This is a genomic window from Amycolatopsis sp. NBC_01307, from assembly GCF_035975215.1.
Classification (GTDB): domain Bacteria; phylum Actinomycetota; class Actinomycetes; order Mycobacteriales; family Pseudonocardiaceae; genus Amycolatopsis.
In genome coordinates this window covers 8,772,277-8,787,715 of the sequence record NZ_CP108403.1, presented here as the reverse complement: position 1 = coordinate 8,787,715, position 15,439 = coordinate 8,772,277, and the positions used below count along the sequence as shown (strand labels likewise).

At 71.5% G+C, this 15,439-nt stretch carries 15 protein-coding genes; 5 read left to right on the top strand and 10 right to left on the bottom strand.

What is annotated here, in order from left to right; translation table 11 throughout:
* The first annotated feature begins 30 nt into the window (after positions 1–30).
* The 3 genes from OG439_RS38985 to OG439_RS38975 all read left to right on the top strand — a co-directional run bounded on the left by OG439_RS38985 (position 31) and on the right by OG439_RS38975 (position 3,697).
* Positions 31–1,347 carry an alginate O-acetyltransferase AlgX-related protein gene (locus OG439_RS38985; RefSeq protein ID WP_326945521.1) on the top strand — a complete coding sequence of 439 codons (1,317 nt, stop codon included), beginning with the start codon at positions 31–33 and terminating at the stop codon, positions 1,345–1,347.
* Between the two features lie 154 nt (positions 1,348–1,501).
* Positions 1,502–2,731, top strand: coding sequence for a DUF1707 domain-containing protein (locus OG439_RS38980; RefSeq protein WP_247059787.1), 1,230 nt, complete (start codon positions 1,502–1,504; stop codon positions 2,729–2,731).
* Positions 2,732–3,103: 372 nt separating this feature from the next.
* Complete coding sequence (locus tag OG439_RS38975) at positions 3,104–3,697, top strand: hypothetical protein (RefSeq protein WP_326945520.1); 594 nt, start codon at positions 3,104–3,106, stop codon at positions 3,695–3,697.
* On the opposite strand, the gene OG439_RS38970 is transcribed toward OG439_RS38975, so the two are convergent.
* From OG439_RS38970 to OG439_RS38960, 3 genes are all read right to left on the bottom strand, one after another.
* Positions 3,678–4,343 (bottom strand): response regulator transcription factor, encoded by a 666-nt coding sequence (locus OG439_RS38970; protein ID WP_326945519.1) that lies wholly within the window; start codon positions 4,341–4,343, stop codon positions 3,678–3,680. The two genes, OG439_RS38975 and OG439_RS38970, sit on opposite strands and share 20 nt — an antisense overlap.
* A complete protein-coding gene (locus tag OG439_RS38965; protein WP_326945518.1) occupies positions 4,340–5,464 on the bottom strand; it encodes a sensor histidine kinase in 1,125 nt (374 codons plus the stop codon). The genes OG439_RS38970 and OG439_RS38965 overlap by 4 nt, the downstream gene beginning before the upstream one ends.
* Before the next feature lie 76 nt (positions 5,465–5,540).
* On the bottom strand, positions 5,541–6,374 hold the full coding sequence (locus tag OG439_RS38960) for a helix-turn-helix transcriptional regulator (protein ID WP_326945517.1): 834 nt from the start codon (positions 6,372–6,374) through the stop codon (positions 5,541–5,543).
* Positions 6,375–6,475: 101 nt separating this feature from the next.
* Between OG439_RS38960 and OG439_RS38955 the strand changes: the two genes are divergently transcribed.
* Complete coding sequence (locus tag OG439_RS38955) at positions 6,476–7,906, top strand: MFS transporter (RefSeq protein WP_326945516.1); 1,431 nt, start codon at positions 6,476–6,478, stop codon at positions 7,904–7,906.
* Here OG439_RS38955 and OG439_RS38950 read toward each other — a convergent pair whose 3' ends face one another.
* The 5 genes from OG439_RS38950 to OG439_RS38930 form a co-directional block, all read right to left on the bottom strand.
* Positions 7,907–8,797 carry a VOC family protein gene (locus OG439_RS38950; RefSeq protein ID WP_326945515.1) on the bottom strand — a complete coding sequence of 297 codons (891 nt, stop codon included), beginning with the start codon at positions 8,795–8,797 and terminating at the stop codon, positions 7,907–7,909. It lies immediately after the preceding gene.
* Positions 8,790–9,311 carry an RNA polymerase sigma factor gene (locus OG439_RS38945; protein ID WP_326945514.1) on the bottom strand — a complete coding sequence of 174 codons (522 nt, stop codon included), beginning with the start codon at positions 9,309–9,311 and terminating at the stop codon, positions 8,790–8,792. Before OG439_RS38945 ends, OG439_RS38950 begins: the two co-directional genes overlap by 8 nt.
* Before the next feature lie 64 nt (positions 9,312–9,375).
* Positions 9,376–11,142 (bottom strand): gamma-glutamyltransferase family protein, encoded by a 1,767-nt coding sequence (locus OG439_RS38940; RefSeq protein ID WP_326945513.1) that lies wholly within the window; start codon positions 11,140–11,142, stop codon positions 9,376–9,378.
* A 63-nt stretch (positions 11,143–11,205) separates the two neighbouring features.
* Positions 11,206–11,598 carry a VOC family protein gene (locus tag OG439_RS38935; RefSeq protein ID WP_326945512.1) on the bottom strand — a complete coding sequence of 131 codons (393 nt, stop codon included), beginning with the start codon at positions 11,596–11,598 and terminating at the stop codon, positions 11,206–11,208.
* 124 nt (positions 11,599–11,722) lie between these two features.
* Entirely contained in the window at positions 11,723–13,027 is a 1,305-nt protein-coding gene (locus tag OG439_RS38930; protein WP_326945511.1) for a UDP-glucose dehydrogenase family protein, read from the bottom strand.
* 149 nt (positions 13,028–13,176) lie between these two features.
* Here OG439_RS38930 and OG439_RS38925 point away from each other — a divergent pair, with 149 nt between their 5' ends.
* On the top strand, positions 13,177–13,935 hold the full coding sequence (locus OG439_RS38925; RefSeq protein WP_326945510.1) for an SDR family NAD(P)-dependent oxidoreductase: 759 nt from the start codon (positions 13,177–13,179) through the stop codon (positions 13,933–13,935).
* Between the two features lie 72 nt (positions 13,936–14,007).
* On the opposite strand, the gene OG439_RS38920 is transcribed toward OG439_RS38925, so the two are convergent.
* Positions 14,008–14,667, bottom strand: a complete 660-nt coding sequence (locus tag OG439_RS38920) for a class I SAM-dependent methyltransferase (protein ID WP_326945509.1) — start codon at positions 14,665–14,667, stop codon at positions 14,008–14,010.
* A 133-nt stretch (positions 14,668–14,800) separates the two neighbouring features.
* Positions 14,801–15,436 carry a PadR family transcriptional regulator gene (locus OG439_RS38915; RefSeq protein ID WP_326945508.1) on the bottom strand — a complete coding sequence of 212 codons (636 nt, stop codon included), beginning with the start codon at positions 15,434–15,436 and terminating at the stop codon, positions 14,801–14,803.
* Positions 15,437–15,439: the final 3 nt, after the last annotated feature.

Sequence of the window (15,439 nt, the reverse complement as noted above, 5' to 3'; positions counted from 1 at the left end):
CACGCTCCGGCCCGGCGCTAGGATACGGCCGTGTCCTCCCGTCCTCCGTCGCAGTTGCCCACCGACCCGGGCCTGCCGAGGACCCCGGAGTCCTGGCTGCCGAAGGAGCACAACCTCTACCGGCCCCGGCACAGCAAGCGCCAGCGCACGGCCCTCGCCTGCGCGGCCTTCTTCTTCGTGACGCCGCTGCTGCTCTCCGCGGTCGGCGTGCACCCCACCGCCTTCGAGAACCGGCCGCTGCGGGACTTCCCGAGCCTGGGCGACGGCTGGGGCTTCTTCACCGGCATGGCCGGCTGGGCCACCGACCACCTGCCGCTGCGCCAGGCCGGCGTCCAGGCCGCCGACGGCATCAGCACCGGCGTCTTCGGCGACCCGCCCGGGTCCGGCCAGGGCACCAGCCACGAGGGCGGCACCGTCGGCGTCGACCAGGGCCAGCCCAGCACCGGCGACGTCCCGGGTTACGTCTACCCGACCGTGCTCCCGGGCAAGGACGGCTGGATGTACCTCGGCGAGGACGTCAACGCCCGCTGCCGGCCGGTGATGGACACCGACCACGTCGTCGCGGCGCTGCGGAAGCTGCGCGCCGCCGTCGAGAACTCCGGGCGGAAGTTCGAGCTGGTCATCGCGCCCGACAAGTACAGCGAAGAGCCGTCGCACCTGCCGGACAACTACGTCGGCAAGCCGTGCGCCCAGGCCCGCACCGCCGAGTTCTGGAACCGCGTGCCCCGCGAGACGGGCGCGATCGACCTGCGGCCCGCCCTCGCCGACGCCGAGAAGCGCACCGGCCACTCGCTGTACGACCCCAACGACACGCACTGGTCGTTCGACGGCGGCTTGGTCATGACGTACGCGCTGGGGCAGTCCATCCAGCCGGGCAGCACGGTCCGCTGGCAGGCGGCGCCGAACGGCACCCGGCCGTGGCCGGCGGACCTGGCCCGGGTGCTCGGCCGCGACGAACAGCGGAAGCTGACGACCTACAGCCTCTCGACCGACGGTGGCGCCGACCGCACCCGCTACATCGCCAGCGACTTCAAGACGCCGCTGCACCTGACCCAGCCCGACGGCGCGAAACCGGCCGGTTCGATCGGGCAGAACACCGCCGTCGTGGCCGACTCGTTCACCCAGTTCGCGAGCCCGTTCCTGGCCGCGACCTGCCAGGACGTCACCATCGTGCACGCCGAGACGACGGCGCAGAGCAACGCGCAGGAACTCACCGGGTTGTTCGCCGACCGGGACGTGATCACGTTCGAACTGGTCGAACGGAGCGTGATCGGCGGATCGTCCCCACTGCTGCGGAACCAGACCATCGACCAGCTCGCCGCCGTGCTCGCGCAACACCCCAGGTGACCTGGGAAGCGGGATGCGCCACCCGAAGGTAACGACGGGGTGGTGGGCGACGAACAGGTGAGCACACCCGTGCACAATGACTCCGTGCGGTCACGCGGCTGCACCCATACACTCGCACGATTTCGCAGGCGATCTACCCGAAGGGGGTACCGGGGTGACCTGGCAGGAAGAGCTGCGCAGGCTTGACGAGGAGCTGGCGGCGGGAAACCTGACGGCCGACGAATACCGGACGCGGCGTGACCGGGTGCTGTCCATGGCCGTCACGACCGGCGACAGCCAGGCCGCCCCCGCTCAGCCCGCGCAGCAGCCGATGGGCGACAGCGCCTCCGAGACCCAGATCATCGCACCGGTGAGCCCGCCCGCGCCGCAGCAGCAGGCCGACGCGGCCGAGGCGACGCAGGTCGTCTCCGCCACCGACGCCGGGGGCGGCGAGCGGACCCAGGTCGTCCCGCAGTGGCAGCAGCAACAGCAGCCGCAGTACAGCCAGCAGTCCCCGGCCGGTGGTTTCCCCCAGCAGCAGTACGGCCAGCAGTCCCCGGCCGGTGGCTTCCAGCGCCCGCCGCAGCAGAGCCAGCAGAACCCGTGGGGCGCGCAGCAGCAGGACGTCAGCCCGCCGTGGGGCGGCTCGGACTTCCCGCCGATGTCCCAGTCGGGCAACGCGGACTGGATCAGCCAGGGCCCGGAGAGCTTCCAGACGCAGCCGTCGTCCGGCAAGGGCAAGAAGATCGCCTTCGCCGTGATCGCCGTCCTGGTCGTGGCCGGTCTCGGCTACGGCGTCTGGGCGCTGTTCATCAAGGACAACGGCACCACCCCGCCGGTCGCCCAGCAGAGCACCACCCAGCAGCCGCCGCCGGCCCCGACGGTGAAGCCGCTGCCGGAGCCGCCCGCGGCCAAGCCCGAGCCGAGCGACAATTCCGCCGCGCTGGTCACCCCGGCCGGCACGACCCGCGCCGGTGGTGGCGAGTTCGACCTGGACAAGCTGCAGTCGGCCAAGTACCTGCCGACCACGGTCATCGAGAAGCTCAAGTCCGGCGGCATGACCGACGGCCTGCTCAAGACGACCAAGGACGGCGACGTCACGCTCGGCCTGTTCGCGCTCGAGCTGCCGAACGCGCAGGCCGCGTCCGCGGTGGCGGCGGAGTACGCGAACGCCGAGCAGGAGGGCGGCCTGACCGCCAACCGCAACCTGTCCCTGCACGGGGTCCAGGTGTTCTCGGCGGCGGACAGCAGCCAGCAGGTCTACCGCGCGGTCTACGTCCTCTACAACCGCGTCGTCATCGTGGACTCGTTCGGCCCGTCCAAGGACGCGACGCTCGCCTCGTTCAAGACGCTGCTGACCGCCCAGGTCCAGAAGGCGCCGCCAACGGAGCGCACGAACAACTGAGCACGGCTTAGCGCTGCCGGAGTAAGTCTGCTCGATGGGCTTCGTGATCCAGGTGGTTCCTGGCGGTGCGGGCGGGTCGCCCTCGTACCGGGGTTGTACTCGGGCGGGCCGCCCGTGCCGTCAGGGGCCGCCTGGGCGCGAAGACCGCGAGCGTGACTTGCTCCGGTAGCGCTTAGCCCGAAGGTGTGACTTAGGCCGTGTCGATGAACCCCCTCCCCCTCCCGGACGCCCTCTGAACAGAGCATCGTCCGGGAGAGGAGGCGCCGTGATCTGGATCTGCCTGGTCGCCGTCCTCGCCGTCGTGTTCCTGGTGCGGGCGGTTCGCCTGGTCCGGCGGGTCAAGCGCGGCTGAGCTGTGGTTGGGTCGTCGGCGTGCCCAAGCTCGTGACGCGCCGGATCACCCCCGCCGGCTTCCTGCTCGCTTTGCTGCTCTTCCTGTTCCTGCCGTGCCTGGCCGCGTCCTGCGACGCGCCGGACGGCACCCGGGCCGCGGTGACCTACTCCGGCGCCGATCTGGCCTCCGGCCAGCAGAAGTTCACCGGGATCGACGGCCTCGGCCTGACCCCGGCGCAGCAGACGGCCGTGGCGGACAAGTTCGACATGCCGGGCCTGGTCCAGGTGCTGGCGATCGTCGTCGCGGTGCTGCTGGTCCTCGGCCTCGCGACGGCGTTGCCGCGGACGCCGAAGGTCCGCGCGCTGACGGCGGTCGTCGTCGCCGGCACGGCCGCCGCGCTGCTCGTGGTGACCGAGGTGTTCGCGCTGCGGAACCTCACCGACTACACCCGGACGATCGCGGCCACCGTCTCGACGCTGTCGACGAGCCAGGCCAACCTCGACGACGAAGCCACCGCCGCCGTCGACCTGCGGCTCGGGTTCTGGCTCTCCGCCGGCCTCGTGCTCGTCGTCTTCGTGCTGAACGTCTTCGTCGCGCTGCGCCGCTCCGGCGTCACGGCCGACGCGGAGTGACCAGGCCGGACTCGTAGGCGAGCACCACGAGCTGGGCGCGGTCGCGAGCACCGATCTTCGTCATGATGCGGCTGACGTGGGTGCGCGCGGTGGCCGTCGAGATCACCAGGTGGGCGGCGATCTCGTCGTTCGACATGCCGCCCGCGACCAGGCCGAGGACCTCGCGTTCGCGGTCGGTGATCTCCCGGACGGCGCTGGTGTCGATCCGCCGGTTCTCCGGGCGGCCGACGAACTCCTGGATCAGCCGGCGCGTGACGGTCGGTGCCAGCAGCGCCTCCCCGCTCGTGACGACGCGCAGCGCGCGCAGCAGCTCGACCGGCTCGGTGTCCTTCAGCAGGAACCCGCCGGCGCCGGCGCGCAACGCCTCGTAGACGTACTCGTCGATGTCGAAGGTGGTCAGGACCAGCACCTTCGTCCCGGCGAGCTCGGGGTTCGCGGAGATCCGGTGGGTGGCTTCGAGGCCGTCGACGCCCGGCATCCGGATGTCCATCACGACGATGTCCGGCTTGTGCTCGATGGCGAGCGCGACGGCCTGTTCGCCGTCACCCGCCTCGCCGCAGACGTCGAAACCGTCCTCGGTCTCCAGCAGCACCCGGAACCCGGCGCGGACCAGCACCTGGTCATCGGCCAGCAGGACGCGGATCATGCGTCTCCCTCGATCGGTAGCTCGACGAACACTTCGAAGCCGTCGCCGAGCGGCTGGGCCGTGAAGCGCCCGCCGAGCGCCGCGGCGCGTTCGGCCATGCCCCGCAGGCCGTGGCCCGGGGACGGCTGGGTGGTGCCGCGGCCGTCGTCGCGCACCCGGAGCGTGAAGGCGCCCGCCGGCCGGCCGAACCGGACGTCGACGTGGCGTGCCTGGTCGGCGTGCCGGACGACGTTGGTCAGCGACTCCTGCAGGATCCGGTACCCGGCCGCGTCGACCGGCGCCGGGAGCTCGCCGGCCTCGCCGTGGACGTCGACCGTGAGCCCGGCGTCGCGCGCGTGGGCCAGCAGCTCGGCGGCCTGGGCGAGGCTCGGCGCGGGCGCCTTGTCCTCCCCCGACCGCAGGACGGCGAGGGTGGCGCGCAGGTCCTTGAGGGCGGACGCGCTGGCCTCCTTGATGTTGAGCAGCGCCTCCTTCGCCTGCTCGGGCCGCCGGTCGGCGACGTGCGCGGCGACGCCGGCCTGGACGTTGATCATGGCGAGGCTGTGCGCGACGACGTCGTGCACCTCGCGCGCGATCCGCAGCCGCTCCTGCTCGGCGAGCCGGTGCCGGTGCTCGTCGGCCTGCTCGCGCCGGGCCGCCACGGCGGCGAACTGGTACCGGACGGCGGTGCCGATCCCGATCACGGCGACCAGCCAGACGACCAGGAACCCGGCGCCGACGGCCAGCACGAACGACCCCGACGTGACGATGTGGCCCAGGTAGAGCACGGCCAGCGCGCCGGCGCCGGCGATCCCGGCGACGAGCGGGCCGCGCTGCCGGGTGAGCACGAACAACGCGATGGTCGGCACGACGATGACCGGCCCGCCGGGAAAGCCCGAGGCGTAGTAGCCGAACGCGGACGCCGTCGTGATCAGGAAGAGCGTCAGCGGGAAGCGGTGGACGAGCAGCAGCGTCAGCGTGGTGGCGACGAGCCAGGCGCCGGCGACCGGCGTCATCGGCGGCGAACCGGGCTGCCAGCGCGACGCGCCACTGGTCGCGCCGAGCACGAAGACCGTGACGACGACCGTGCGCACCACCCGCCCCACCCACGGGGACAGGCTCGACTGCGGCGGCCGTCTCATACCGCGAAAGCTACCGGTCGGCGACGGCGGCCGCGTCCGTCCTGAAGCGACTCTCCGCGTACGTCGGGTGCCGTAGTCAGCCGGCCATGAGCGGCAGCTTCGCCGCCGTCTCCGCGTCGGCCGGGGTGTAGGTCGACACGGTGATCTCCGAGCGGCGGCCGAAGTAGAGGTAGGTGAAGTTGAAGCACAGCAGGCCGACGTCCGGGTGCAGGTAGCGCTTGGTGCGGATCGGCTCGGAGTTGACGTCGTGGTGCGGCCAGAGCTCGGCGAACAGCGGCGACTCGGCCTTCAGCCGCTTGACCAGCTGCTTCCACGCCGGCTCGGCGACGTGCTCGGCCATCGCCGCGCGGAACGAGGCGATGACGCGCGGGATGTTCGTGTCCCAGTCCAGCATCCGCTCGCGCCACTGCGGGTTGAGCAGGCACTGGACGAGGGTGTTGCGATCCTCGAAGGGGATGGCGTCGACGTCACCCATCAGCCAGCTGTAACCGCGGTTGTAGCCCAGCAGGTCGCAACGGGCGTTGCGCACCGCGACCGGGTACGGCTCGAGCTTCTTCAGCATCATTTCCAGCTGCGGCGAGAGGACCTGGCAGTCCTTTCCGCTCTCCGGCTCGGGCGCGCCGGCCAGCCGGAACAGGTGCGTGTGCTCGTGCGGGTCGAGGCGCAGCGTGCGCGCGATCGCCAGCAGAACCTGCTCGGACGCGTTGATGTCGCGGCCCTGTTCGAGCCACGTGTACCAGGTGACCCCGACGCCGGCGAGCTGCGCGACCTCTTCGCGGCGCAGCCCCGGCGTCCGGCGGCGGCCCATCAGCGGCAGGCCGACCTGCTCGGGCGTGATCCGCTCCCGCCGGCTGCGCAGGAACCGCGCCAGCTCCTGGCGGCGGAGTTCGGATTCGACGGCGGTGGTCATGGTGCCAGGATCGCATGCCACCGAAACTGGTACCAGGTAGTGGCGGTACCCGGATGAACAGCAACTGGTACCAGGTTAGCTAGAGGTCGATCGTAGTACCCATGACCACGACTGAACTCGCGCCGAGTACCCCCGGCGCCCCGGCCCGGCCGGGACTGACCCCCGCCGGCCTGGTCACCGTGCTGCTGGGGGCGGCACTCCCGATCATCGACTTCTTCATCGTCAATGTCGCTCTGCCGACCATCGACGCCGACCTCCACGCGTCCACGGCCACGCTGGAGCTGGTCGTCGCCGCCTACGGCATCGCGTACGCGGTGCTGCTGGTGGTCGGCGGCCGCCTCGGCGACTCGTTCGGCCGCCGTCGGCTGTTCTTCGCCGGCCTCTGGCTGTTCACGCTGACGTCCCTGGCCTGCGGAATCGCTCCGACGGCGACCACGCTGGTGATCGCCCGCGCCGCGCAGGGGGCGGCGTCGGCGTTGCTGCTGCCGCAGGTGCTCTCGATCATCCAGGCGACGACGTCCGGCGAAGAGCGGTCCCGCGCCCTCGGGTTGTTCGGGGCGACGGGCGGCCTCTCGACGGTCGTCGGCCAGCTCGCCGGCGGCGCCCTGGTGGCGGCGAACCTGTTCGGCACCGGCTGGCGCCCGATCTTCCTGGTGAACGTCCCGATCGGGCTGGTCGTGCTGCTGCTGGCGCGCCGCCTGCCGGAAAGCCGCGCGCACAACCCGCTGGGCGTCGACCGGCTCGGGACGACGTTGCTGGCCGTGACGCTCCTGTCGTTCCTGGTCCCGCTGATGGAAGGCCGCGCGCTGGGCTGGCCGGTGTGGACGATCGTGCTGCTGGCCCTGTCCCCGTTCGCCGCGGCCGCGTTCGTGCACGTCGAGCGACGTCTCGAGCGGCTCGGCGGGACGCCGTTGCTGCCGCCGTCGGTGATGCGGCTGCCGAGCGTGCGCCGCGGGCTGCTGGTGGGGGTCCCGTTCTTCTGCGCGTTCGGCTCCTTCATGTTCGTCTACGCGATGACGCTGCAGGAGGGCCTGCACTTCGGGCCGCTGGGCGCGGGCGCGGCGCTGACGCCGATGGCCGTCGCGTACTTCACGGTGTCGATGCTGAGCAGCCGCCTGGTGACGCGGTACGGCCAGAAGGTGGTCGCGGTCGGCGGCGCGATCAACGCGGTGGGCATGGTGGCGCTGCTCTGCACGTCGCTGGCGCAGTGGCCGGACCTGACGATCCTCGACCTGGCGCCGTCGATGGTGGCGATCGGCGTGGGCAACGCGCTCGCGATGACGACGTTGTTCCGGATCGTGCTGTCCCACGTCCCGACGGACCTGGCCGGCGTCGGCTCGGGCGTCATGACGACGACCCAGCAGACGTCGCTGGCGCTCGGCATCGCGACGCTCGGGAGCCTGTACGCGGCCCTGTCGGCGCCGGGCGTGCTGGGCGTCCGGGACGCGTTCGCGCTGGTCATCGGCTTGATCGCGGTGCTGGCGGTGGTCGTCGCGATCACCGCGAGGCGGCTGCCGGACCCGCGGACGTGATCAGCTGCCCGGCTGCTCCCAGAGCCAGAACTCGATGCCCTGGTTGTCGGTGCAGTCCGCCGTGAAGCCGTACGGGTGGTTCTCGACCTCGCCCGCCTGGCCGCCCTGGTCACGCACCCGGGTGAGCGCGGCTTCCAGGTTTTCCACCGCGAACATCAGCTTCCAGCCGACCTGGCGGCCGGGCCCGCCCCATAGGCCGCCCGGGCGGCCGTGGCCCTCGATGTTCCAGGCGCCTTCGACCGAGCCGGGCGCGAACTGCCAGCCGAGCACCGCGCCGTAGAACGTCTTCGCCGGCTCGGCGTCCGGGACCTGGAACGTGAAGTACATCGACTCGCCCGGCTTGGGCTGCGGCTCCGGTTTCGGCGTGCTCTGGGGGGCGGCCTGGGAGACCAGCCAGCGCTGGCCGAACGGGTCGCGGAACGAGCCGCCGCGGCCGTAGGGCGAGTCGCTCACCGCGCGGATCAGCGTCGCGCCGAGTTCGAGGGCGCGGGTGACGCTGACGTCCGGGTCCGGCACCTCGACCCGCACCGACGCGCCACCCTCGGCGGCGACGTGCCCGATCTCCGGGTACTCCTCGGCGAGCATCAGCACGGCGTCGCCGATGGCCAGCTCGGCGTGCCCGACGCGGCCGTCGTCCATCAGGATCGGCTCGCCGCGCCGGGTCGCGCCGAAGACGTCGACGTAGAAGTCGAGCGCCGCGCGGGCGTCGGACACGGCGAGGTAGGGCGTCAGCGACCGCAGCTCGGCGGTGGTGGCAGGGGCTTCCGTGGTGGTCATGTCGGCTCCGTTCAAGATCACGCGACGCAGGTTGTCGCGCAGTTCGGCGGCGAAGTCCGGGTCGGGGCCGACCCGGTCGGAGGGCCGGCGGAGCGCGTCGAACGGCTCAGGCATCGCGACCCCCCTTCTCGTAGGAACGCCGGAACGCGGCGCGGGCCCGCACGAGCAGCGCCTCGGTGGCGTGCACGCTGCGGCCCAGGTGGCCGGCGACTTCGGGGACGCCGAGGCCGTCGACGTAGCGCAGGGTCAGCGCCGCTTGGTGGTGCGGCCCGAGGGATGCGAGCACCTGTCTCGCGCGCAGGGCGTCGAGCTGCTCGTCCCAGGGATCCTCGACGTCCGGCTCACTGTCGTGAACCAGGCGCAGTCCGCGTTCCTCACGTTCTTTGCGCCGCCAGTGGTCGGCGAGCTTGTGCCGGGCGACGCCGATCAGCCACCCGGTGCTCACTGGAGGTGCGTACTCCTTGCGACAGGCGGCGACCGCCCCGAGGAAGGTCTCGGAAGTGAGCTCCTCGGCGAGCGTCCGGTCACCGCACCGGGACAGCAGGTACCCGTAGACCTCCGGCAGCGCGGTCTCGTAGAGCCCGAGCAGCGCGAAGGCCGGGTCCGGTTGCACCCGAGGTTCCGTCACACCCTCATCGTCGCTCGGGGGCGAGGTTTTCCGACGGGTGAATCCCGGATTTCTTCGATCGGCGCTACCGGCCCGCCGCGTACCCCTGCATGCCGCGGGCGTTGGCCCCCGCGCGGAGCACGCCTTCGGAGCGGGAGACCGCCGCGAGGCGGCCCAGCGCCCAGTCGCCGGCGTCGATCAGCTCGTGGCCGCGGTTTCGCAGGCCGGCCAGGGTGGCCGCGCCCAGGCGCGACTCGACCACCAGCTCGCGCGGGTTCCACGAGCGCGGGTAGAACGAGCTGGGGAACGCCGTCGTGTGCCAGGCGGGCGCGTCGATCGCCTCCTGGAGGTTCAGGCCGCCGTAGACGTGGGCGAGCCAGAAGCACAGCTGCCACTGGTCCTGCTGGTCACCACCCGGGGTGCCGAACGCCAGCGTCGGGACGCCGCCGCGCAGCGCCAGCGACGGCGACAGCGTGATGCGCGGGCGCTTGCCCGGGGCGAGAGAGTTCGGCAGGCCCTGCTCCAGCCAGAACATCTGGCCGCGCGAGTCGAGGCAGAAGCCCAGCTCGGGGATCGTCGGGCTGGACTGCAGCCAGCCGCCGGACGGCGTCAGCGACACCAGGTTGCCCGCCGCGTCGACGACGTCGAGGTGGACCGTGTCGCCGCGGGTCTGGCCCTGGGGGCCGACGGTCGGCTCGCCCGTCGCGCCGCCTTCCGCGCGCACGCCCTGCAGCGAGTCCAGGATCGCCGGGAGCCGGGCGGGCCCGCGGGCGTCGCCGGGCCGCAGGTCCGCGGACGCCGTGTCGGTGATCAACGCGCGCCGGGCGTCGGTGTACGACGCCGAGAGCAGCACGTCCAGCGGGACGTCGGTGTCGCCGTACCAGGCCTCGCGGTCCGCGAAGGCGAGCTTCGCCGCTTCGACCGACAGGTGCACCGTGCGCTCCGACGCCAATCCGTCCACAAAGGACAATTCGTCACGGAAACCGTGCATCAGCAACGCCTGCTGCAACAGCGTCGGCCCCTGCGTCCAGCCGCCCAGCTTCACCAGGCGCCAGTCGTCGACGTCCACCGAGACCGGGTCTTCGTAGCCCGCCGACCACGACGCGAGGTCTTCGCCGGTGAGCAGGCCCGCGTGGTCGCGGCCCGAGTCGTCGCGGAACGCCGTGCGGCTGAACGCGTCGATCGCTTCGGCGACAAAACCCTGTGACCAGGCACGACGGCCGGCGTCGATTTGCGCTTCGCGGCCGGAGACGGCTTCGGCCTCGCGCAGGAGACGCTCCCACGTGTCCGCCAGCGCGGGGTTCTTGTGCAGCCCGGCCGCGGGCTTGCCGTCCGGTAGCCAGAGCGCCGCCGACGTCGGCCAGTGCTCGACGAACAGCCCTTCGACGGCGCGGATCGTGTCGCCGACCCGCGAGACCAGCGGCGTGCCGTTGCGCGCGTAGCCGATCGCGTAGCGCAGCACCTCGCGAAGGGACTTCGTGCCGTAGTCGCGAAGCAGGAGGAGCCAGCCGTCCCAGGCACCCGGGACGGTCGCCGGGAGCAGGCCGCTGCCCGGGATCAGGTCCAACCCGAGCGAGGCGAAGTGCTCGGGCGTCGCGGCCGCGGGCGACGGGCCCTGGCTCGCGAGCGCGCGGGGTGTCGGATCGCCCGCCGTCACGAAGATGCCGGGCACCTGGCCCGCCGGCCCGCACAGGTGCGGCTCGGCGACCTGCAGGACGAACCCGGCGGCGACCGCCGCGTCGAACGCGTTGCCGCCGCCCTCCAGCACCGCCATCCCGGTGGCCGAAGCCAGCCAGTGCGTCGACGCGACCATCCCGAAGGTGCCGGCCAGCTCGGGCCTCGTCGTGAACATGCCCCGATAGTACGCATTGCTAAGGACCCCGCGCGCCCCTTGGGACGCACGGGGTCCGATCAGCTACCAGGAAGCCGGGCGTTGCCGCTCCGGCTCGTACGGCTGCGTGATGATTTCCATCCCGTTCCCGCCGGGATCGAGGAAATAAACGCCACGGCCGCCGTGGTTGTGGTTGATTTCGCCGACCTGCTTGCCCATCGGATCGGCGTGGTAGGTCACGCCGGTTTCGACGAGCCGCGCGAAGACGGCGTCGAAGTCGTCCTCCGGGATCAGGAAACAGTAGTGCTGCAGGCGGAGGTCCTGCTCGGGGACGGTCGCGAAGTCCAGGCGGACGCCGTTGCGGACCTCGACCGGGATGAACGGGCCCCATTCCTCCCCGACCTCGAGGCCGAGCAGGTGCGCCAGGAATTCGGCGGATTCCCGGTTGTTCCGGGACGGGACGATCAAGTGGTTCAATTCAACGGAAACTGATGCTGACACGGGTGAAATGCCTCCGGGGCACTCCCGCCACCTCCATGCCTCACCCAGCCGGTGACCGACACGCGATGCCGTGCCGACGATCTTAGCCAGCCGAAGGCACTCAGGAAACCTTGATTCGCGCCGCCGCCCGCGGCCGGCCGACCCCCTGCCAGGACAGCCCCGCGTCGACGATCACCCGCGGGTCCAGCAGGTTGCGCGTGTCGACGACGTCGACGCCGTCCATCAGCTCGGCCATCGCGGCCCAGTCGAGGCGCTTGAACTCGGCCCACTCGGTCAGCACGACGACGACGTCCGCGTCCTTCGCGACCTGGTAGGCGTCGTCGACGACGGTCATCCCGGGCAGCTCGCTGTCGACGGCCGGGTCGTAGGCGATCAGCTCGGCGCCGAGCGCGCCCAGCACCGAGCACACGGCGAGCGCGGGCGAGTCGCGCAGATCGTTCGTGCCCGCCTTGAAGGCCAGGCCCAGCACGCCGATCCGGGCGCCGGCGAGGGTGCCGCCGACCGCGCCGGCGATTTTCGCGACGATCCGGTCGCGCTGGGCGATGTTCTCGTCGATGGCCGACGTCAGCATCTTGAAGTCGTAGTTCACCGACTCGGCCACCTTGACCAGCGCGCTGGTGTCCTTCGGCAGGCACGAGCCGCCCCAGCCCGGGCCGGGCTTGAGGAACGTCCGCCCGATCCGCCGGTCGTGGCCCATGCCCTCGGTGACGAGGTCGATGTCCGCGCCGATGCGCTCGCACAGCTCGGCGATCGAGTTCACGTAGGACAGCTTGAGCGCGAGGTAGCAGTTCGCGGCGTACTTCACGAGCTCCGCGCTCGCCGCGTCGGAAACGACGACCGGCGCCGCGAGGTCGGCGTACAGCTCGCCGACCCAGCGCGCGGCGGCGAGGTCGTCCGAGCCCACGACGATCCGGTCCGGGCCCAGGAAGTCCGCGACGGCGGTGCCCTCGCGCAGGAACTCGGGGTTCGACACCACCGGGACGTCGGTGCGGCCCAACATCGCCTCGATCCGCTGCGCCGTGCCGACCGGCACGGTCGACTTGGTGACCAGCGCGCACCCGTCGGGCAGGACGTCGCCGATCTCGGCGACCACCGCCTCCACCGCGCGCAGGTCCGCGGAGCCGCCGGCACCCATCGGCGTCGGGACGCAGAGGAACACGGCTTCGGCGTCGCGGACGGCGTCCCGCGCGCCGACGACGAACTGGAGGCGCCCGGCCGCGACGCCGCGGCCGACCAGCTCGGCCAGGCCCGGTTCGAGGATGTCCACGCGCCCCGCGCGCAGTCTCGACACCTTCGCGCGGTCGACGTCCACGCACGTGACGTAATGCCCCAGGCTGGCCAGGCAAGCGCCCGTGGTCAGTCCGACGTAACCCGTTCCCACCACCACGATCCGAGCAGGCGTCATGGTGCTGAAGGTGACAGCCGGACGTGACCACCGCGCTAACGGAACCGGTCGCCTCCGGGAGCGGTGAGCGAAGACACGAATCGCGCCCATGCGAACGAGCGTTAACCTAGGGCCGGATCCAACGCAGCAGTCCGAAGGGAACGGCACAGATGCAGATCACCGACACCGCGGCGCTCGTCACCGGGGGTGCGTCCGGCCTCGGCGGGGCGACGGCGAAGGCCCTCGCGGCCAAGGGCGCGCGGGTGTTCGCGCTCGACCTCGCGTCCTCGATCGAGAAGGCCGAGCAGGTCGACGGCATCACCTACGTCGAGGCCGACGTCACCGACGTCGACCAGGTCGAGGCCGCCGTCGCGACCGCGTCCGGCTCGGGGGTGCCGCTGCGGACCGTGGTGAACTGCGCCGGCATCGGGCCGTCCGCGCGGATCCTGTCCAAGAAGGGCCGCCACGACCTCGCGCTCTACGCGAAGGTCGTCCAGATCAACCTGATCGGCAGCTTCAACGTGCTCACGATCGCGGCCGAGGCGATCGCGAAGACCGAGCCCCTCGAAGACGACGCCCGCGGCGTCATCATCAACACCGCGTCCATCGCCGCCTTCGACGGCCAGATCGGGCAGGTCGCCTACGCGTCGTCCAAGGGCGGCATCGTCGGCATGACCCTGCCCGCGGCCCGCGACCTGGCCTCGCAGGGCATCCGCGTGCTGACCATCGCGCCCGGCATCGTCGACACCCCGATGCTCGCCACCGTCAGCGACGACTTCCGCGCGTCGCTCGCCGCCGGCGTCCCGTTCCCGAAGCGCCTCGCGCGCCCGGACGAGTACGCGCAGCTCGCGCTCTCGCTGATCGACCACGACTACCTCAACGGCGAAGTCGTCCGCATGGACGGCTCGCTGCGCATGGCCCCGCGCTGACCCCAAGGGCGGCACTTTCACGTGAAAGTGCCGCCCCCAGGTGGTCACTTTCACGTGAAAGTGCCGCTTTGGTCAGCGGGTGAGACGGACCTCCAGGCCGATGCCGGCCTGGGTGACCGAGCAGCCGCCGAACTCGCTTTCGGTGGCCAGTTCCTCGAACTGCGCCGGGGTGAACGCGCGGCGCCGCAGCCAGCCGAGCGTCTGCCGCACGGTGAAGCCGCTGAGCACGCCGACGTCCATCGAGTCGACCTCACGCTGGATGTCCGCGCCGGTGGCCTGGTGGTTCAGGTCGTGGATCACCGCGAACCCGCCCGGCCGCAGCACCCGGTACATCTCGTTCAACGCCGTCACCGGCTGCCGGAAGTTCTTGAACGCGGCCTGGCAGACCAGCAGGTCGAACGACTCGTCGGCGAACGGCGCCGTCGTGACGTCGCCCTGCCGGAAGTCGACGGCCATCCCGGCGCGTGCGGCCTCTTCGAGCGCGATCTCGACCATCGTGTGACTGATGTCGAGACCGGTGACGCGGAAGCCGAGCTTCGCCAGTTCGATGGCGAAGAACCCGGGACCGGGCGCCACCTCCAGGATCTCGGCGCCGGCCGCCAGCCCGGCCACGACTTCCGCCGCCTGCCGCCGGTACTGCTTCAGCTGCGCCTCGGTCCCCCGGTTCTTGGCGTACCAGCGAGTCTGGCGGCCCTCCATCTCGGGCACTTTGTGCTTGCGGGTCGTTTCCATGGATCTCTCCTCTTCGGGTGAGCCGAACCGAAGAGCCGCCCGGTTATCCTTACCGGTGCCACCTCGTGACCGGGCGTGCTCGGTTCGGGGTCGAGGACCCCGGGCGGTGTGCCAGCACTGCCCGGGGTCCGTGCTACTTCTCTTTTTCCACGAGCTCCCCCAGGTCAGCAGGGAGTTCGCCGGTCTCGTAGTAACGCCGCCAGGCCTCGATGCCGGGCACGGCGCCACTGGTCAGCTCGCCCAGGAAGGCCCGGGTCCACTCCACTTCGGCGAGCGTCATCGCCAGGTCGTACTCGACCTCCACCAGGAACAGCCGCGGCATCATCGGACGCAGCTGCTCGAGCGACGTCCGTTGCGCCTCGACGTGGTCTTCGAGCTGCTCGATGCGCTGCCGCAGCAGGCTGATCGTCTGGTCCGGGCCGAGAACGCCCATCATCGACAGCCCGGACTGGAACCGCGGCGGCTCCCGTTCGACCGTGCCGACGAGCTCGCGGACCCAGTCCTCGAACTCCTCGTGCCCGGCCTTCGTGATCCGGTAGACGGTCCGCTCGGGCCGGCCGCCGTCCTTGACGCTGCCGACGGCTTCGAGGAAGCCGTGCTTCTGGAGATTCGCAACGACCGTGTAGAGCGAGCCCCACTTGATCGGCAGGTCGGCTTCCTTGCCGCGGTACTTGAGCACGGCCGCCATCTCGTAGGGGTGCATCGGGCGTTCCAGCACGACGGACAGCACGGCCAGCCCGAGCAGGTTGCCGACCTTCCGCCGCTTCATCCC

Coding starts and splice junctions, on each gene's coding strand:
- OG439_RS38970 (WP_326945519.1), bottom strand. CDS start 4,343: ATGATCCGCGTCCTGCTGGCCGATGACCAGGTGCTGGTCCGCGCCGGG.
- OG439_RS38965 (WP_326945518.1), bottom strand. CDS start 5,464: ATGAGACGGCCGCCGCAGTCGAGCCTGTCCCCGTGGGTGGGGCGGGTG.
- OG439_RS38960 (WP_326945517.1), bottom strand. CDS start 6,374: ATGACCACCGCCGTCGAATCCGAACTCCGCCGCCAGGAGCTGGCGCGG.
- OG439_RS38955 (WP_326945516.1), top strand. CDS start 6,476: ATGACCACGACTGAACTCGCGCCGAGTACCCCCGGCGCCCCGGCCCGG.
- OG439_RS38950 (WP_326945515.1), bottom strand. CDS start 8,797: ATGCCTGAGCCGTTCGACGCGCTCCGCCGGCCCTCCGACCGGGTCGGC.
- OG439_RS38940 (WP_326945513.1), bottom strand. CDS start 11,142: ATGTTCACGACGAGGCCCGAGCTGGCCGGCACCTTCGGGATGGTCGCG.
- OG439_RS38930 (WP_326945511.1), bottom strand. CDS start 13,027: ATGACGCCTGCTCGGATCGTGGTGGTGGGAACGGGTTACGTCGGACTG.
- OG439_RS38925 (WP_326945510.1), top strand. CDS start 13,177: ATGCAGATCACCGACACCGCGGCGCTCGTCACCGGGGGTGCGTCCGGC.
- OG439_RS38920 (WP_326945509.1), bottom strand. CDS start 14,667: ATGGAAACGACCCGCAAGCACAAAGTGCCCGAGATGGAGGGCCGCCAG.
- OG439_RS38915 (WP_326945508.1), bottom strand. CDS start 15,436: ATGAAGCGGCGGAAGGTCGGCAACCTGCTCGGGCTGGCCGTGCTGTCC.